17 protein-coding genes and 1 riboswitch are annotated in these 18,118 nt (G+C 73.4%); of the genes, 13 read left to right on the top strand and 4 right to left on the bottom strand.

Going from position 1 to position 18,118, the window contains the following annotated elements; translation table 11 throughout:
* Window positions 1–4: 4 nt before the first annotated feature.
* Window positions 5–244: a dodecin gene (locus STBA_RS03730; protein WP_077057859.1), complete on the bottom strand. Its 240-nt coding sequence runs from the start codon at window positions 242–244 to the stop codon at window positions 5–7.
* A 155-nt stretch (window positions 245–399) separates the two neighbouring features.
* Here STBA_RS03730 and STBA_RS03725 point away from each other — a divergent pair, with 155 nt between their 5' ends.
* From STBA_RS03725 to STBA_RS03715, 3 genes are all read left to right on the top strand, one after another.
* Complete coding sequence (locus STBA_RS03725) at window positions 400–1,488, top strand: glycoside hydrolase family 43 protein (protein WP_079251697.1); 1,089 nt, start codon at window positions 400–402, stop codon at window positions 1,486–1,488.
* 18 nt (window positions 1,489–1,506) lie between these two features.
* A riboswitch (ZMP/ZTP riboswitch) is annotated at window positions 1,507–1,598 on the top strand.
* Window positions 1,599–1,619: 21 nt separating this feature from the next.
* The gene (locus tag STBA_RS03720; protein ID WP_077057858.1) at window positions 1,620–3,068 is read left to right on the top strand and encodes a glycine hydroxymethyltransferase; all 1,449 of its coding nucleotides are present in this window, start codon (window positions 1,620–1,622) and stop codon (window positions 3,066–3,068) included.
* A gap of 2 nt (window positions 3,069–3,070) precedes the next feature.
* A complete protein-coding gene (locus tag STBA_RS03715) occupies window positions 3,071–3,754 on the top strand; it encodes an endonuclease V (protein ID WP_077057857.1) in 684 nt (227 codons plus the stop codon).
* A gap of 9 nt (window positions 3,755–3,763) precedes the next feature.
* Here the strand turns inward: STBA_RS03715 and STBA_RS03710 are convergent, their stop codons facing one another.
* Window positions 3,764–4,825, bottom strand: coding sequence for an aminotransferase class V-fold PLP-dependent enzyme (locus STBA_RS03710; RefSeq protein WP_253194501.1), 1,062 nt, complete (start codon window positions 4,823–4,825; stop codon window positions 3,764–3,766).
* 196 nt (window positions 4,826–5,021) lie between these two features.
* On the opposite strand from STBA_RS03710, the gene STBA_RS03705 reads away from it, so the two are divergent.
* The 5 genes from STBA_RS03705 to STBA_RS03685 all read left to right on the top strand — a co-directional run bounded on the left by STBA_RS03705 (window position 5,022) and on the right by STBA_RS03685 (window position 9,335).
* On the top strand, window positions 5,022–5,828 hold the full coding sequence (locus STBA_RS03705) for an SAM-dependent methyltransferase (RefSeq protein ID WP_077057856.1): 807 nt from the start codon (window positions 5,022–5,024) through the stop codon (window positions 5,826–5,828).
* Window positions 5,829–6,029: 201 nt separating this feature from the next.
* Window positions 6,030–7,058 (top strand): DUF1996 domain-containing protein, encoded by a 1,029-nt coding sequence (locus STBA_RS03700; RefSeq protein ID WP_077057855.1) that lies wholly within the window; start codon window positions 6,030–6,032, stop codon window positions 7,056–7,058.
* Between the two features lie 243 nt (window positions 7,059–7,301).
* A complete protein-coding gene (locus tag STBA_RS03695; RefSeq protein ID WP_077057854.1) occupies window positions 7,302–7,649 on the top strand; it encodes a hypothetical protein in 348 nt (115 codons plus the stop codon).
* 52 nt (window positions 7,650–7,701) lie between these two features.
* Entirely contained in the window at window positions 7,702–7,896 is a 195-nt protein-coding gene (locus STBA_RS03690; protein WP_253195206.1) for a hypothetical protein, read from the top strand.
* A gap of 602 nt (window positions 7,897–8,498) precedes the next feature.
* Window positions 8,499–9,335 (top strand): nitroreductase/quinone reductase family protein, encoded by an 837-nt coding sequence (locus tag STBA_RS03685; protein ID WP_077057852.1) that lies wholly within the window; start codon window positions 8,499–8,501, stop codon window positions 9,333–9,335.
* A 75-nt stretch (window positions 9,336–9,410) separates the two neighbouring features.
* On the opposite strand, the gene STBA_RS03680 is transcribed toward STBA_RS03685, so the two are convergent.
* Together STBA_RS03680 and STBA_RS03675 are read right to left on the bottom strand one after the other, a co-directional pair.
* Window positions 9,411–11,111: a discoidin domain-containing protein gene (locus STBA_RS03680; protein WP_107485182.1), complete on the bottom strand. Its 1,701-nt coding sequence runs from the start codon at window positions 11,109–11,111 to the stop codon at window positions 9,411–9,413.
* 218 nt (window positions 11,112–11,329) lie between these two features.
* The gene (locus tag STBA_RS03675; protein WP_077057850.1) at window positions 11,330–12,385 is read right to left on the bottom strand and encodes a LacI family DNA-binding transcriptional regulator; all 1,056 of its coding nucleotides are present in this window, start codon (window positions 12,383–12,385) and stop codon (window positions 11,330–11,332) included.
* Between the two features lie 176 nt (window positions 12,386–12,561).
* Between STBA_RS03675 and STBA_RS03670 the strand changes: the two genes are divergently transcribed.
* The 5 genes from STBA_RS03670 (at window position 12,562) to STBA_RS03650 (ending at window position 18,091) form a co-directional block, all read left to right on the top strand.
* Entirely contained in the window at window positions 12,562–13,797 is a 1,236-nt protein-coding gene (locus STBA_RS03670) for an ROK family transcriptional regulator (RefSeq protein WP_077063089.1), read from the top strand.
* Between the two features lie 87 nt (window positions 13,798–13,884).
* Window positions 13,885–14,373, top strand: a complete 489-nt coding sequence (locus tag STBA_RS03665; protein ID WP_077063088.1) for a GNAT family N-acetyltransferase — start codon at window positions 13,885–13,887, stop codon at window positions 14,371–14,373.
* A 97-nt stretch (window positions 14,374–14,470) separates the two neighbouring features.
* Window positions 14,471–15,640: a CaiB/BaiF CoA-transferase family protein gene (locus tag STBA_RS03660; protein ID WP_077057849.1), complete on the top strand. Its 1,170-nt coding sequence runs from the start codon at window positions 14,471–14,473 to the stop codon at window positions 15,638–15,640.
* Window positions 15,637–16,827, top strand: a complete 1,191-nt coding sequence (locus STBA_RS03655; RefSeq protein WP_077057848.1) for an acyl-CoA dehydrogenase family protein — start codon at window positions 15,637–15,639, stop codon at window positions 16,825–16,827. The genes STBA_RS03660 and STBA_RS03655 overlap by 4 nt, the downstream gene beginning before the upstream one ends.
* Before the next feature lie 49 nt (window positions 16,828–16,876).
* On the top strand, window positions 16,877–18,091 hold the full coding sequence (locus STBA_RS03650; RefSeq protein ID WP_077057847.1) for an acetyl-CoA C-acetyltransferase: 1,215 nt from the start codon (window positions 16,877–16,879) through the stop codon (window positions 18,089–18,091).
* Window positions 18,092–18,118 lie beyond the last annotated feature (27 nt).

Below are 18,118 nucleotides of genomic sequence, written 5' to 3'. Positions count from 1 at the left end.
CGGCTCAGCCGCCCGCCCCGTCCCCGTCGCCCTCGCCCGCCTCCAGGCGGAAGCCGACCTTCAGCCCCACCTGGAAGTGCTCGACACTGCCGTCCACGATGTGCCCGCGGATCTGCGTCACCTCGAACCAGTCCAGCTGGCGGAGCGTCTGGGCGGCCCGGTCGATCCCCTTGCGGATCGCGTCGTCCAGCCCTTCGTGCGAGGACCCGACGATCTCGGTCACCCGGTAGATGTGCTCGCTCATGTTCGCCTCCCGGCGTACCTGCGCTCGGTTTTCTCCGGTTACCACCGTGCACCAGGGGCCGCGGTTCCGCATGCGCACGGGGGTTGACCCTGCGACGGGCGCCGTGGAATCGTTCCCACGGGCCGGTTTAAACGATTCAAGGTGGAGGGGTGCCCATGACCCCCGTCGGACGCAGAACGGTCATCGGAGCCGCGGGCGCCGCCGCTGCGGCAGCCGCCGCAGGACCTGGCGCCGCGGCCGCCGCCGCGGACGCCGCGCCGGCCGGCCCGCCACCGCCCCGCGGCCTGCGGCTGCCCGAGCTGTGGGCGCACGACCCGTTCATCGTGGCCCACCGCCGCCACGGCCACTACTTCCTCTACCTGCGCAACCGCCCCGAGGCCACCGGCATCCCCGGCACCGGCACGCTGCTGTACCGCAGCCGCGACCTCGTCACCTGGCAGGGTCCCTGGTCCGTCTTCACCGTCCCCGACGGCGCCTGGGCGGCCGACGGCGGCTGGGCACCCGAGGTCCACCACCACGCGGGCAAGTGGTACCTCTTCCTCACGCTGCACGACGAGGAGCAGACCCTGGCCGAGCCGCCGGACGTGCTCATCCGCACCTACCGGCGCGGCACCTCCGTCGCGGTCGCCGACTCCCCCTACGGTCCGTTCCGGCTCCTGGACCCCGGGCGTCCGCACACCCCCGACACGTTCATGAGCCTGGACGGGACCCTCTTCGTCGAGGACGGCGAGCCCTGGCTGGTCTACGCCCACGAGTGGATTCAGCGACTCGACGGCACCATGGAGGCCATCCGCCTGCGCCCCGACCTGAGCGGGACCACCGGCGACCCCGTCCACCTCTTCCGCGCCTCCGGCGCCCCCTGGCTGGAGACGCGGCTGGCCACCGACGAGGCGGCCCTGCCGCCCTACGTCACCGACGGCCCCCAGCTGTTCCGCAGCCGCACCGGCGAGCTGCTGATGCTGTGGTCCACCTACCTCGGCCCGGCCGGCACCCAGGGCTACGTGCAGACCCAGGCCCGTTCCCGCTCCGGCACGCTCGCCGGCCCCTGGGACCTGCTCCCCGTCCTGGTCGGGGACAACGCGGGCCACGGCATGCCGTTCCGCACCTTCGACGGCACTCTCATGCTGGTGCTGCACCGGCCCTTCGGCTCCCCCGACAGCCGCGCCAAGCTCTACGAGCTGCACGACGCCGGCGACCGCTTCACGCTCGGCCGCCGCAGGAAGGATCTGGACGGCGGCGACTGAACGGGCGGTGCTACCCTCGCACGGGGCCGTGACTGGCGCGTCTGGATGGGAAGAACCATCGGGGAGCGGTCCTTCCTAGCGACGTGAAGCCGTGCGCCTGGGCTTTCGCGACGACACGTCAAGGAGGCCCCGTGAGCGCAGAACCTGCCCGCACCACCGAGTCCACCGCCTTCCGCAGCGGGCTCGAAGTGATCCGCGGCATCGAACCCCGCATCGCCGACGCCATTGCGAACGAGATCGACGACCAGCGCGCCTCACTGAAGCTCATCGCCAGCGAGAACTACGCATCCCCCGCGGTCCTCCTCACCATGGGGAACTGGCTCAGCGACAAGTACGCCGAGGGCACGATCGGCCGCCGCTTCTACGCCGGCTGCCGCAATGTCGACACCGTCGAGTCGGTCGCCGCCGAGCACGCCCGCGAGCTGTTCGGCGCCCGCCACGCCTACGTCCAGCCGCACTCCGGCATCGACGCCAACCTCGTCGCGTTCTGGGCCGTCCTCGCCCAGCGCGTGGAGAGCCCGGCGCTGGAGCGGGCCGGCGCCCGCCAGGTCAACGACCTCTCCGAGGAGGACTGGGCAGCGCTCCGCCGCGACCTGGGCGACCAGCGGATGCTGGGCATGTCCCTGGACGCAGGCGGCCACCTCACGCACGGCTTCCGGCCCAATATCTCCGGCAAGATGTTCCACCAGCGCAGCTACGGCACCGACCCGGAGACCGGCCTCGTCGACTACGACGCCCTGCGGGCCACCGCCCGCGAGTTCCGGCCGCTCATTCTCATCGCCGGCTACTCCGCCTACCCCCGGCTGATCAACTTCCGGATCATGCGGGAGATCGCCGACGAGGTCGGCGCCACGCTCATGGTCGACATGGCCCACTTCGCGGGACTCGTCGCGGGCAAGGTCCTCACCGGCGACTTCGACCCGGTGCCGCACGCCCAGATCGTCACCACCACCACCCACAAGTCGCTGCGCGGTCCGCGCGGCGGCATGGTGCTGTGCGACGACTCCCTCGCCGACCAGGTCGACCGCGGCTGCCCCATGGTGCTGGGCGGTCCGCTCCCGCACGTCATGGCCGCCAAGGCCGTCGCGCTCGCCGAGGCCAGGCAGCCGGCGTTCCGCGACTACGCCCGGCGCGTCGTCGACAACTCCCGCGCCCTCGCCGAGGGCCTGATGCGGCGCGGCGCGCGCCTGGTCACCGGCGGCTCCGACAACCACCTGGCGCTCATCGACGTCTCCGGCTACGGGCTCACCGGGCGTCAGGCCGAGGCCGCGCTGCTCGACTCCGGCATCGTCACCAACCGCAACGCCATCCCGCAGGACCCCAACGGCGCCTGGTACACCTCCGGCATCCGCATCGGCACCCCCGCGCTGACCACGCGCGGACTCGGCACCGCCGAGATGGACGAGGTCGCCGCCCTCATCGACACCGTGCTGTCCCGCACCACCCCCGGCACCACCAAGAGCGGCAAGCCCTCCAAGGCCGCGCACGTGCTGGAGGACGGCGTCGCCAAGCAGGTCGCGGAGCGCGCCGCCGACCTGCTCGCCAAGCACCCGCTCTACCCGGGGATCGATCTCAGCTGACCATGCCCCGGCACCACCCGCACACCACCCCGGCCGACGCGGCGGAGGCGGAGGCCATCCAGCTCCGCCTGCGCCGCCGGGTCCGCCTGGACGACTCGGGCCCCGCGCCCGGAGCCCCGGGAACGGTCGTCGGCGTGGACGTGGCCTACGACGACGGCCGCGGCATCGTCGCCGCCGCGGCCGTCGCCCTCGACACCGCCACCCTGGCCGTCGTCGAGGAGGCCACGGCCGTGGGGCGGGTGACGTTCCCCTACGTTCCCGGGCTGCTCGCGTTCCGCGAACTGCCGGCCGTGCTGGACGCGCTCGACCGGCTGCGGCACACGCCGGGACTCGTCGTCTGCGACGGGTACGGCATCGCCCACCCCCGCCGGTTCGGCCTGGCCAGCCACCTCGGCGTGCTCACCGACCTGCCGGCCATCGGCGTCGCGAAGAACCCGTTCGTCTTCCGCCACGAGCCGCCCGCCCCGCACCGCGGCGCGCACACGCCGCTGCTCGACGGGGCGGAGGAGGTCGGCCGCGCCCTGCGCACCCGGGACGGCGTCAAACCCGTCTTCGTCTCGCCGGGCCACCGCACCACATGCGCGTCGGCCTGCGCCCACACCCTGCACCTGACCGGCGCCTACCGCCTCCCGGAAACCACCCGGCGCGCCGACCGCCTCTGCCGCGAGGCGCTGCGCGCCGCCTGACCCGGCCCGTCAGCCGCGCGCCGCGCCCGCCGCCGACGCCAGCACCTCGAGCGCGCGGTCCACGTCCTGCTCCGTGTTGTACAGATGGAACGCTGCGCGCAGCAGCCCGCCCCTGACCGCCATGCGGACCCCCGCGTCCGTCAGCGCCCGTGCCGCCCCGCCGAGCCCGGGCACGGACACCACCGCCGAATCGGCCGGCACCGGCGGGAAACCCAGTGCGGTGATACCGCTCCGGAAGCGGCGGGCCAGCCGCAGATCGTGCGCCCCGATCTCCGCCGCGTCCAGCCCCGCCAGCAGCTCCAGGGAACGCGCCCCGGCCACCCACGACAGGAACGCCGGGCTCTCGTCGAACCGCCTGGCGCTGCGCGCCGGCCGCGTCACCGGCCCGTACGTGCTGTTCCACGGCTCCTCGCCCGCCACCCAGCCCGCGTGCAGCGGCGTCAGCCCGCCGCCGTCCGCGGGCACCGTGAGGAACGAGACGCCCCGCGGGCACATCAGCCACTTGTAGCCCGCGCACACCGTGAAATCGAAGTCCGCGGCCGACACGGGATACCAGCCGGCCGCCTGGGTGAGGTCCACCAGCATGCGCGCCCCGTGCTGCCGCGCGGCCGCGCCGATCGAGGGCAGATCGGCGATCCGCCCGTCCAGCGACTGCACCGCGGACACCGCCACCAGCGCGGTACCCGCCCGCACCGACTCGGCCAGTGCCGTCAGCGGCACCGTGCGCAGCCGCGCCCCGTGCTGCGCGAACGGCGTCACCAGCGAGCTGAACTCCTGTTCGGCGCACAGCACTTCGGCCCCCGGCGGCAGCGCACCCGCCACCAGGGCCACGTGCAGCGACACGGCGGCACCGACGGCCACCCGCTCCGGCGGCACACCGACCAGGCGGCCGAACGCCGACCGCGCGCCGCGCACGTCCTCGAAGTAGGCGGCCACGTCCACCCGGCCCTCGGCGATCTCCGCGGCGGCACCCCGCAGGGCGGCCACCGCGCTCGCCGGAAGCAGCCCGTGCGACGCGGTGTCCAGATACGTCGTCTCCGGCGCGAACTCGCCGCCCACCGTTGTGTCCACGCGTCTCCCGTCCCGCATCGCCCGGCGGCGTCGCCCGCCGCCATGGACCGCCGCCATGGACCGCCGCCCGTGCCGCGGCCCGCCCTCCGCATTCTGCCCCGCCGCGGCGGCCGGGACCCCGGCAGCGGCCGTTCCGCCCGGCGGGTGGCGTGAGACGATGCCCGCCCCCGCCCGCCCCGCGGCCCGCAGGAGAGTCATGACCGACCGGCAGCAGCCCCGCGCCATCGACGCCTCGGCGCCGCACTCGGCGCGCATCTGGAACTACTGGCTGGGCGGCCGGGACCACTGCGAGGCCGACCGGTCCATGGGCGACCAGATCATGAAGTACTTCCCCGAAATCGTGGAGAACGCCCGCGGGAACAGGTACTTCCTGTGCCGTGCCGTCGGACACCTCTGCGGCGCGGCCGGCATACGCCAGTTCCTCGACATCGGAACCGGCCTGCCCACCGTGGACAACACCCACGAGCTGGCCCAGCGGATGGCCCCCGAGTCACGGATCGTCTACGTCGACAACGACCCGCTGGTCCTCGCGCACGCCCGCGCCCTGCTGACCAGCACGCCCGAGGGCGCGACGGACTACCTGGACGCCGACGTGCGCGATCCGGCGGGCATTCTGGCGAAGGCGGCGGAGACGCTGGACTTCTCCCGGCCGGTGGCGCTGATGCTGCTGGGCATCATGCAGTTCGTGGAGGACACCGACGAGGCCGGCCGGATCGTCGCCACGCTGCTCGACGCCCTGCCCGCGGGCAGTTACCTGGCCCTCTCCCACCCCACGAACGCGGTCCGCGGCGAGCGGATGGACGCGGCGGTGAAGCAGTGGAACGAGGGCGGCGGCCCACCGCGGCTGACCCTGCGGACGCCCGCGGAGGTGGCCGGGTTCTTCGACGGCCTCGACGTGCTGCCGCCGGGCATCGTCTCCACCGCCGAGTGGCGGCCCGAACTGCTGGACGTCGGCACCTCGGGTCCGATCGACGACTTCGGCGGGGTCGCCCGCAAGGACTGACCCCCCGCCAGCGCCCGCGCGGCACGGCAACAGGCCACGTGCGGCGGCCCTTCGGGGTGCGCGGCCCCGCCCTCGGCGGGAACCACCCGGCTCCGGATCGGTTCCGGGATTCACCGTGTATTGACACCTTCTCGTCGACGCCGCAACACTGCGGACACCGGTGGGAGAGCGCTCTCCCGCCGTTCCGACACGGAGGTTCGCATGGTACGCAGATCAGCCCTGCTGTCGGGGTCCCTCGTGACGGCCGCGCTCGCACTCGTGGCCGCCGGTTTCGGTGCGATGGGCGCCGCCGCCGCGTCCGCGGACGCCGGCGGGCACGCACAGCACCACGCCGTGGCGATGGAGCCCCCGCCGGGGGAGTGGGTCCCGGTGGACGAACCCGTCGAGGGCATCCCCCCGCTGGAGAACCCGCCGTTCGCCGAGCACCGCGAATTCCAGGCCAACTGCTCGGTCAGCCACACCGCGCCCGACGACCCGATCGTCTACCCGGGGCAGCCGGGTGCCTCGCACGACCACACGTTCATGGGGAACGACACCACCGACGCGCACAGCACGGTGGAGTCCCTGGCCGGCGGCACCACCAGTTGCAAGGTGCCGGCCGACCTGTCCGCCTACTGGATGCCGACCATGTACAACGGCGACGAGGAGGTCCGCCCGATCGGCGACCAGGTCATCTACTACAAGTCCGGTATCAGGGACCAGACCACGGTGCGGCCCTTCCCCACCGGCCTGCGCTACGTGGTCGGCAGCCCCATGCAGTCGGAGGAGGAGTTCATCGAGGCGACCGTTCAGGGCTGGGAGTGCGGCGATTCCTACGACAACTCCGACATCCCGGCTCAGTGCCCCGCGGGGAGCCAGCTCAACGTCCGCTTCCAGGCACCCAGTTGCTGGGACGGGCGGCATCTTGACTCGCCCGATCACCAGGCGCACATGGCCTATCCCGTCGTGGAGAACGGCGCGGACGTGTGCCCGGCCGGCCACCCGGTCGCCGTTCCGATGATCGAGTTCAAGATGGCCTTCCCGGTGGACGGGGACATGTCCGAGGTCCGGCTGGCCAGCGGGCCCGGCTACTCCTTCCACTACGACTTCTTCAACGCCTGGGACGAGGCGACCCTCGCCCGCATGGTCGAGCACTGCATCAACGGCGGGCTCCAGTGCGACGCCCGCGGCTACGACCAGTTCCACCCCGAGGCCGGGGCGGCGCTGAACGAGGACTACGAACTGCCCTAGCGCGAGAGCGCTTTCCCGGACCCGGCCGGGGCCGGTCTCACCAGCCTCGGCCGGTCGCCCGTCGACGTCGATGCCGATGTCGACGGGCACGGGCTGGTGTGCGCGTCGAGGCCGACCGGTCCGACGGCAACGCCGCCCACCTGATCCGGCCGGCGCCCCCCTCTCACCCGAACGGGCGGGAGGGGGGCGACGTGCCGCGCCGCCACGGCGTAGCGTGGCGGAAGTGCCGAAGGGAGGGCAGACGTGAACGACACCGCACGCGCGACCTGGGTCACCTACATCCGGGACGAGCGCGTCGAGTTGCCGGCCACGATCGACGGCATCAGAGCCGCGTTGCCCGGTGACGCGGAGCGCGCGGCGTTCGACATGGAGGTGTCCCGCACGCCGGGCCAGGACCTGCACCGCGTCCTCGCACGCTGGTCACTGGCCACCCGCCCGGACGCGGCCGAGGCGAACGACGAGATCGTCGAGCGGCTGCGCGCCGGTGATTTCTCCGGTCTGGTCTTCCCTTACGAGGTCGCCGAGGACACCGCCGAGGACACCGACGAGGACCGCGAAGCGGACAAGAAAGAGGAAGAGGGTGCCGGGTAGGTTGGCCTACCGTCTCGCGTACGCCGGGCAGGCCGAGTCCGCCCGGCGGCAGATGGCGGCGCACCGGCGGCGGCAGTTCGACGCCGAGATGGGGCGCACGATCGGCCGCGCGCCGTACGCGCACAGTTCCACGCCCATCAAGGGGGAGCGCGACTACCGCGAGGCGACCGTCGCGGGCGCCATCGTCGTGTACTACGTGAGCGCGGGGGTGCTGACCCTGACCGCAGTCCAGCTCATTGCCGCGTAAATGCATCCGACGCGGGATTGAGCGCGGGGGCGCACACGGGGCGGCGCGCAGATCCTGGCGTGGCGCTGCGTCGTAAGGAGAGTCGTGAGGAGAGGAGTGCCGGGCCTTACTTGGGGGGTTAAGGCCCGGCGTCACCGGAGCCGTCAGGCTCCGGCCCGGGGAGGCGCCGGGGGCCGCGGGAAGGCCGGGCGCCGAACTGGTGTACCGCCCTGGTTCGCGGGGCAGGAAAGGGCGTTGCCGCGATGCGCCGGTCCGGCTAAGGTGAAACGCGTGACTGCCGGGTCGGCCTTTGGCCAGAAGCGAGTAGGGTTCCCGGCCTCCGCGTGACCCCGCGGCGGGCCCGAGGCCCGCCTCTTCGCATCATTCCGCGGATTCCGTGTTCCTTCCGCATTCCGCGCTTCTTCTTATCCTGCCGGGCGCGGGAAGGCGCATGTCGCCACCCTGCCGGCAGTTCTCCCACCTCTTTTTCCCGCACCGGCCGCGCCGGGCCTGCGGCGTACTTCCACGCCCTTTCCCCCGTCGGTGCGGTATCGCTCCGCGGCAGTTCCGTGCTGCCCGCGACCTCTCTGTTCCGCATGCCAGAAAACGAAAGAACGGCACGTATGCCCATAGATTTCAACCAGCAGATCATCGATGAATTCCGCGCCAACGGAGGGCGCGTAGGAGGCCCGTTCGAGGGCGGCAGGCTCATCCTGCTGACCACGACGGGAGCCCGGTCGGGGGGCCGGCACACGACACCGCTCGGCTACCTGCCCGACGGGGGCGAACGGCTGCTGGTGATCGCCTCGGCCAACGGTTCGCCCCGCCACCCGGACTGGTACCACAATCTGCTGGCCGAGCCGCGCGTCACGGTCGAGGACGGCGTCTTCACCTACGAGGCGGAGGCCACCGTGCTGCGGGGCGCGGAACGCGACGAGATCTTCGCCCGCGCCGCCGAGGCCGACCCCGGCTGGGCGGAGTACCAGGCCAGGACCACACGGGTGATCCCCGTCGTCGCGCTGAAGGAGGCGGGCGGCGGCCCGCCCGACATGTCCTCGCCCGGCACCGCACTGAAGCGGCTGCACGACGCGTTCCGCCGGGAACTGTCCGTGATCCGCAAGGAGTTCGCCGCATCGGGTCCCGGACTCGGCGCCCAGCTGCGGATCAACTGCCTGACGGCCTGCCAGGGCCTGCGCTATCACCACACCAGCGAGGACGGCGGGCTCTTCCCCTTCCTCGCGGACCGGCGCCCCGACCTGGCGCCGGTCCTGGACCGGCTGGCCGAGGAGCACGAGCGGATCGCCGTGCTGCTGGAACGGCTCCAGCACACCGTCTCGGACGCGGAGGCCGAGCCGGGCGCCGCGCTCGCCGAGGTCGAACGCCTCACGGAGGAGCTGGAGCGCCACCTCGACTACGAGGAGGAGCACCTGATACCCGCCCTCGACGCGCTGGCTGCCTGAGGCTCCGGCCCCCGCCCGCCCCGCGGGCCCCGGGCGGGGAGAGCCCGGGGCCCGCGGGGCGGCGTGCCGCGCCCGTCAGGAGCGGTACACGCCGAACTCGTACAGCGAGTAGCCCCAGCCGGTGCCGCGTTCCGTGCCGAGCACCCGGACGTAGCGCCCCGAGCCGCTGACCGCGGCGGTCTCCGCCCCGCCCGTGCCGCCGGTGACCTCGTGCACCGTCCGCCAGTCCGAGCCGTTGTCCGAGACCTGCACCTGGTAGGAGCGGGCGTACGAGGTCTCCCACACCAACTGCACGTGGTCGAACGACGTGACCGAGCCGAGGTCGACCTGGAGCCACTGCGGGTCGCTCCAGTCGCTGGCCCACCGCGTCTGAAGATCCCCGTCGGTGGCGTGCGAGGGCAGGAACGGCGCGCCGTCGCCCTCGGCCTGGTGCGAGGAGGCGGTGGTCGCCGCGCCCAGCGCGATGTTGGTGCCGTCCACCAGCGGTGGCACGACGCCCACGGACGTGGCCTCGATGCCGATATTGCCCTGCCCGTCCCGCGCGGCCAGGTACACCTTCCACGGCCCCGGCCGCGCCGGGGCGGTCACGGAGAAGGAGCCGTCACCGTTCGCGGTGAACTCCGCCGGGGTCAGCGCGCCGTTGTCGTCGAGGTACTTGCTGCTGAGCAGCACCTCGTAGGACAGCTGGTCGCCGTCCGGGTCGGCCACGTCCGCGGAGAGCGTGAACTCCTGCCCCGCGGGCACGGCCGTGCGGTCCCCGCCGACGGCGAGGCCGCTGATGACGGGCGGGGTGTTCGCCGGGCTCCCGCCGCCGTACAACTCGGCCACCTCGTAGTAGGAGAGCCGTCGTTCGCCGCCGGGCAGCAGGTTGAACCAGACGCCGCCGAAGTCCTCCTCCAGGCCGTAGTGGAAGAGCGTGCCGCCCAGCGCCACGCCCTCGTGACCCATCAGGCACTCCCAGGCGGCGCGGTAGCCGTCGCGCTTCTCCACATCGGTCGGCTCCTCGGGGACGCCGTTGACGTCGTCCTCGACCTCCCACTCGCCCGCCGGGCCGCCCTCGGTGAGGATGTACGGCCGGTCGTAACCGCCGGCGGTCCAGGTCTCCTGGATATTGCAGACGTCGCCGTAGGAGTTGACCGCGAGCAGGTCGAGCGCGGGGGAGTGCTCCTGGTAGTACGGCCAGGCGCCGGTCCACGCGTCGGTCGAGGTCACCGGGTGGTTCGGGTCCAGCGCCTTGATCTCCTCGGCCGCGTCGTTGACGAACCGGGCGTAGGCGTCGCGCTGTGCCTCCAGCTCCGCGCCCGAGTAGCAGTTCTGGAGGCCGAGCAGCGACTCGTTGCCGACGTTCCACATCAGCACGCCAGGGTGGTCCTTATAGGCGCCGACCCACTCGTTCATCAGGTAGAGCTGGTAGCCCTTGTAGTCGTGGTCGTTGACGTAGTCGACGCAGCCGCCGCTGCCGGGCCCGCCGCCGGGCTGGAGCCAGAAGCCCGCGATGACGCGGATGCCGTTCGCCGCGGCGGCGTCGAGCAGCGGGGCCGTGGTGGCGTCGGTGCCCCAGGTGCGGATGGTGTTGACGCCCATGGAGACCAGGTCGGGCATGTACTGGTCGGCCTGGTCGACCGCGGGGCCCCAGGTGAGGCCCTGTACCGTGTAGGGCTGCCCGTCCACGGTCAGCTGCCAGTCGCCCTGGCTGCCGGTCACCTCCACCACGCCGGCCTGGGCCGGGGCGGGGCCCGCGGCCCCTGCGCCGGAGGGGTGGGCCAGCGTGAACATGCCGGCCAGCAGGGCCAGTACGGCCGCGACGAGCAGCGGCGGCCTGGCGCGGCGCGCGACCGGATCTCTGACAGGTAGCACAACTTCTCCTCTGCGGGGGGTGGCGGCGGCCGCACGCATCCACCTGCGGCGCCATTGGAGAGCGCTCTCCCAGGAGAGTGGCCCCGCTCCGTGACGGGTGTCAACGCCCCTGCGCGGAATCCGGAACCAGGGCCCGTTCAGGCCGACCGGCGCACCACGAGGGAAGGGTCGAAGATCACCGAGGTCGGGCGGCCCTCCGGGGCCGCGATCCGGTCGAGGAGCAGCCGGGCCATCTCGCCGGCCATGTCCTCCACCGGCTGCCGCACCGTGGTCAGCGCCGGGCGGCTCGCCCGCGCCGCGCTGCTGTCGTCGAACCCGACCACGGCCACCTGCCCCGGCACGTCGCGCCCCTGCTCGCGCAGCACGTGCAGCGCACCGGCCGCCATCAGGTCGTTCGCGGCGAAGACGCCGTCGAGCGCGGGCTCCTGCGCGAGCAGCCGCGCCATCGCGCGTTCGCCGCTGTCCTGCGTGAAGTTGCCCTCGGCGGTGGGCACATAGGGGTGTCCGTGCCGGGCCATGGCATCCCTGAACCCGGTCAGCCGGTCCTGGCTCGCCGGCACGTCGAGCGGCCCCGCGATGGTCACCACGTGGCGGCAGCCGCGGGCGACGAGGTGGTCCGCGGCCAGGCGGGCGCCGTCCTGATGGGCGAGGTCCACGTAGCTGACCGGCATGGGCCGTGGCGGCCTGGCGAACCGCACGACGGGCACCCGCGCCGCGGCCAGCCGCTCGGGCAGCGGGTCCTTCGCGTGCGTGGAGACCACGACCGCGCCGTCGGTGTGGCCCTGCCGCAGATGGGTGAGGACCTGCTGCCGGGCGTCCGCGGAGTCGGCGAGCATCAGGACCGGGTGCATGCCGCGGGGGCGCAGGAAGCCCACGACGCCGGAGGCGATCCGGCCGAAGAACGGGTCGGTGAAAACGTCACCCTCGGCCTCGTCCGGCGCCAGGTCCCGCTCGTCGTCACCAGCGCCGGAAAGGACCAGGGCGATCGAGTCGGCCCTGCGCGTGACCAGGGAACGGGCCGCGCGGTTGGGCACGTAGCCGGTGGCCTCGACGGCGCGCCGCACGAGGTCCTGGATCGCCGGGTCGACGTTGCGAATCCCGTTGATCACCCGTGAGACGGTCGCCCGGGAAACGCCCGCGGCCCGCGCCACGTCCTCCAGAGTGGGCGAGCCACTGACCGCCTTGTCGCTCATGATGGCCTTTATAACACAGGGATAGAGCGCTCTCCCACGCTGTCGCGGGCCCCGGCCGGAGCCGGCCCCCGACCGTCGCGGGCGGGCCGCCTGCCCGGGTCACGTTGTGGTTCCGGGAGCCCGGGAAGCGGCGGCCGGGTCCCCGGTCACCCGGTAGGTTGCTCGCGGAGGTCGACATGGCTGAGGAGAAGCGGCAGACGGTCCGCGACCTGCGCCGGGCCAACCGCGCGGCGCTGCTGCGGCACCTGTACTTTCACGGGCCGCTGAGCCGGCACGAGCTGGGCGGCGCGACCGGCCTCAGCTCCGGCACCGTCAGCAACGTCACCGCCGGGCTGCTGGCCGACGGGCTGCTGCGCGAGGCGGGTTCGGTGGACTCGGACGGCGGCCGGCCGCGGACGCTGCTGCGCGTGCGGGCGGACTGCGGGCGGCTGATCGGCGTGGACGTGGGGGAAACCCGGGTGCGGGTGGAGCTGTTCGACCTGGCCCTGGCCGAACTGGCCCGCGCTGAATACCCGTTGACCGACGAGGGGCACGATGCCGGCCTCGTCGTCCAGCGCATCGGGACGGGTGTGGCCGAGGTGCTCGACGCGGTGGAAGGCAGCCGGGATCTGCTGCTCGGCGTCGGGCTCGGCGTTCCCGGCATTGTCGAGCACGGCGCCGGGGGAGGCGCCATCGTGCACGGGCAGACGGTCGGCTGGGACGCGGTCCCGCTGGAGTCGCTGCTGCGCGCGGCCGTCGACCTGCCCGGGGACGTCCCGTTCCTGGTGGGCAACGGTGCACGGACCTTCGGGCAGGCCGAGATGTGGTTCGGGGCCGGGCGCGGCGCGCGCGACGCCGTCATAGCCCTGATCGGTTCCGGCGTGGGGGCCTGCATCGTGACCGGTGGCGTGCCGTACGGCGGCGCCGACAGCGCGGCGGGGGAGTGGGGCCACACCACGCTGAGCGTCGGTGGCCGCCGCTGCCGGTGCGGCGCCCGCGGCTGCCTTGAGGCGTATGTCGGGGCGAGTGCGCTGCTCGAGCGGTGGGCCGAGGCGGGGGGCGAGGTGCCGGGGCGCGACCAGGAAGCGGGGCTCGCCGCCCTGCTCGCCGCGGCCGAGGGCGCGGACCCGCGTGCCGCCGGGCTGCTCGACGAGACGGCCGAGTACCTCGGCGCGGGCATCGCCGACCTGGTGAACCTCTTCAACCCCGAGCGGATCGTGCTGGGGGGCTGGGCGGGGCTGCTGCTCGGCCCGCGCCTGCTGCCCGCCGTGCGCGAGGCCGCCGGGGCGTACGCCCTGCGGCACCCGGCCGGCCGCGCGGTCATCGATCTCGGCCGCCTCGGACCCGACGCGGTGACCGTCGGCGCGGCCACCCTGCCGCTGGCGGACTTCCTGGCCCGCGGCGGCCGGAAGCGGTCGGAGGGCGGGGGCTGAGGAGCACGAGGACGCGGCCGGCGGGCCGGGCCGGACGGCGGGCTTGCGTTCGAGGTGCCGCTGTACCGCCTCGGCAAACTTGTGCGGATGGATATCAGGGAAGCGACCGCGAACGACTGGCCGGCCATCCGGCCGTTCTTCCGCCGGATCGTGGCCGCCGGGGACACGTTCACCTTCCCGCCCGGACTCGGCCGGGAGGAGGCGCGCGGCCTGTGGATGCCGGCCGCCCCGGATCGTATGGTCGTCGCGGTCGACGGGGACGGCACGGTCCTCGGCACCGCGCCGATGAACAGGAATCAGCTGGGGAACGGTTCGCATATCGCGAACGCCGGCTACATGGTCGATCCCGCGGACTCCGGACGCGGCGTGGGCCGGGCGCTGTGCGAGCACACGATCGAGTGGGCCCGCGCGGCGGGTTTCCGCGCGATGCGGTTCAACGCGGTCGTGGAGACGAACGAGTCGGCGGTGCGGCTGTACCGGCGGCTCGGGTTCGAGGTGCTCGGCACCGTGCCGGAGGGCTTCCGGCACCCGGCGAAGGGCTACGTCGGCCTGCACGTCATGTACCGCGCGCTCTGACGGGGCGCGCTCGCCGCCCCGCGGGCTTGTAAAAAATGAAACGTGTTCTTATTCTCGCCCCTGTCACCGCTCGTACCGCGATACGTCAGGGGGGCCGATGACAGCAGCGACGGCGGGAAGTGGAACGGCAGAAGGCGGCGGGCCGCTGGTCGGCATGCGGGTGGTCGAGCTGGGCGGCATCGGGCCAGGCCCCTTCGCCGCCATGCTCCTGGGCGACCTCGGCGCCGACGTGGTGCGGGTGGACCGGCCGGGCGGCGCGGGCTCAGGGCTCGATGCGGGGGCGGACATCGTCAACCGCAACAAGCGTTCCGTACTGATCGACCTCAAGTCACCGGACGCCGCCGGACTGGTCCTCGGCCTGGCCGCCCGGGCGGATGTACTGATCGAGGGCTTCCGGCCCGGCGTCGCCGAGCGCCTCGGTGTCGGGCCCGAGCCGTGCCTCGCGCGGAACCCGCGGCTGGTCTACGGGCGGATGACGGGCTGGGGCCAGGACGGGCCGCTGGCCCCGCGGGCCGGACACGACATCGGCTACCTGGCCCTCACCGGCGCCCTGGCCATGACGGGCCCGGCCGAAGGACCGCCCGTCGCCCCCGCCAATCTGCTGGGCGACTACGCGGGCGGCTCCCTCTACCTCGTCACCGGCGTCCTCGCCGCCCTGCACGCGGCCCGCTCCACCGGCCGCGGCCAGGTCGTCGACGCCGCGATCGTCGACGGCGTCGCCCACCTGAGCACGCTGATCCACGGCCTCCTGGCCGCCGGGGCCTGGCAGGACAGGCGCGCGGCCAACCTGCTGGACGGCGGCTGCCCCTATTACGGCGTCTACGCCACGGCCGACGGCGGCCACATGGCCGTCGGCGCGCTCGAACCGCGCTTCTACGCGGAGTTCGCGCGGCTCCTCGGCCTGGACGAGGCCGAGCGGGACACCGCGGACCGCGCGGACCCGGCCCGGTGGCCGGCACTGCGCGCCCGCATCGCCGCGCGCTTCGCCACCCGCACCCGGGCGGAGTGGGCACAGGTGTTCGACGGGTCCGACGCGTGCGTGGAGCCGGTGCTCAGCCTCGGCGAGGCACCGGACCACCCGCACCTCGCCGCGCGCGGCACGTTCACCGAGCACGGCGGCATCCGCCAGCCCGCCCCGGCGCCCCGCTTCTCCGGGACCCCCGCGGCGATCCGCCGCGGTCCCGCGCTGCCCGGCGCGGACGCCGAGGCGGTCGCCAGGGACTGGGACCTGCCGGAGCTGAAGACGCAGGGGGGCGAGGACCGGTGAAGCGGCAGATCTTCACGCCCGAGCACGAGGCGTTCCGCGCCATGGTCCGCACGTTCCTCGCCAAGGAGGCCGAGCCGCACTACGAGGAGTGGGAGCACAGGGGCATCGTCTCCCGGGAGGCGTGGCTCGCCGCCGGGCGGCAGGGGCTGCTCGGCCTCGCGGTCGACGAGGAGTACGGCGGCGGCGGAACGCCCGACTTCCGGTTCGCGGCCGTGCTCGGCGAGGAGTTCACCCGCGCCGGGGTCCGCGGTTTCGCCGTCGCCCTGCACAACGACGTCATCGGCCCCTACTTCACCGCGCTCGCCACCCCCGAGCAGAAGCGGCGCTGGCTGCCCGGCTTCTGCTCGGGCGAGCTGATCGGCGCCATCGCGATGACCGAGCCGGGGGCGGGTTCCGACCTCCAGGGCATCCGCACCTCGGCCGTGGACCGCGGCGACCACTGGCTGCTCAACGGCGCCAAAACGTTCATCTCCAACGGCATCCTGGCCGACCTGGTGATCGTCGTGGCGCGCACCACGCCCGAGGGCGGGGCCAAGGGCCTCAGCCTGCTGGTGGTGGAGCGCGGCATGCCCGGTTTCGAACGCGGCAGGAACCTGGACAAGATCGGCCAGAAGGCGCAGGACACCGCGGAGTTGTTCTTCGCGGACGTGCGCGTGCCCAAGGAGAACGTGCTCGGCCGGCTCCACGGCGGCTTCGGCCACCTGATGGACCAGCTGCCGCAGGAGCGCCTGACCATCGCCGTCGGCGCCATCGCGGGCGCGGAGCACCTGCTGGAGATCACCACCCGCCACGTCAGGGAACGTGAGGCGTTCGGCCGCCCGCTGGCCGCGCTCCAGCACGTCCGCTTCGAGATCGCCGAGATGGCGACCGAATGCGCCGTCACCCGGACGTTCGTCGACCGGTGCATCGAGGAGCACACCGCGGGAACGCTCGACGCGGTGCAGGCGTCGATGGCCAAGTGGTGGGCCACCGAGCTGCAGAAGCGCGTGGCCGACCGCTGCCTGCAACTGCACGGCGGATACGGGTACATGACTGAGTATCCGGTCGCCCGCGCGTTCACCGACGGGCGTATCCAGACCATCTACGGCGGCACGACCGAGATCATGAAGGAGATCATCGGCCGGTCGCTCCTCACCGACCGGCCGGACCGGACAGGGCGCCCCGGCGGAGCCGGACGTTCCGCCTGAGCCCCGCGGACCGGCGGCCGGACGACACGCGAACCAGGAGAAGACGACCGTGACCGCAGAAGCCTACGTGTACGACGCGATCCGCACCCCCCGCGGGCGGGGCAAGGCCGACGGCGCGCTGCACGGCACCAAGCCCATCGACCTCGCCGTGGGCCTCATCCACGCGCTGCGCGAGCGGCTGCCCGACCTCGACCCGGCCGCGATCGACGACGTCGTCCTCGGCGTCGTCTCCCCGCACGGCGACCAGGGCTCCGACATCGCCAAGATCGCCGCCATTGCCGCGGGACTGCCCGAGACGGTCGCGGGCCTTCAGGAGAACCGCTTCTGCGGCTCGGGGCTCGAAGCCGTCAACATCGCCGCCGCCAAGGTGCGTTCCGGCTGGGACGACCTGATCCTGGCCGGCGGCGTCGAGTCCATGTCCCGCGTGCCCCTCGGCTCCGACGGCGGCGCCTGGGCCATGGACCCGATGACCAACCTGGCGGTCGGCTTCGTGCCCCAGGGCGTGGGCGCCGACCTGATCGCGACCCTCGAAGGGCTCGGCCGCCGCGATGTCGACGAGTACGCCGCCCTCTCCCAGGAACGCGCCGCCCACGCCTGGAAGGAGGGCCGCTTCGCCCGCTCGGTGATCCCCGTCACCGACCGCAACGGGCTGACGGTCCTCGACCGCGACGAGCACATCAGGCCCGGCACCACCGCCGACTCCCTCGCCCGGCTGAAGCCCGCGTTCGCCGCCCTGGGCGAACAGGGCGGCTTCGACGCCGTGGCGCTCCAGAAGTACCACTGGGTCGAACGGATCGACCACGTGCACCACGCGGGCAACTCCTCGGGCATCGTCGACGGCGCCGCCCTCGTCGCCGTCGGCAGCGCCGCCGTGGGCGAGCGGTACGGGCTCACCCCGCGGGCCCGCATCCGCGCCGCCGCGGTCGTCGGCTCCGAGCCGACCATCATGCTCACCGGCCCCGCACCCGCCACCCGCAAGGCCCTGGCCAGGGCCGGGCTGACCATCGACGACATCGACCTCGTCGAGATCAACGAGGCGTTCGCCGCCGTCGTCCTGCGCTTCGTGCGGGAGATGGGCCTCGACCTGGAGAAGGTCAACGTCAACGGTGGGGCCATCGCCATGGGCCACCCCCTCGGCGCGACCGGCGCGATGATCCTCGGCACCCTCCTGGACGAACTCGAACGCCGCGACCTGCGCTACGGCCTGGCCACCCTGTGCATCGGCGGTGGCATGGGCATCGCCACCGTGATCGAGCGCGTCTGACCCTCCCGCCTCCTGGAGAACAACCAC

The sequence above is a fragment of the Streptomyces sp. MP131-18 genome, assembly GCF_001984575.1.
Classification (GTDB): Bacteria; Actinomycetota; Actinomycetes; order Streptomycetales; family Streptomycetaceae; genus Streptomyces; species Streptomyces johnsoniae.
This window is presented reverse-complemented; position numbering and strand designations above follow the sequence as displayed.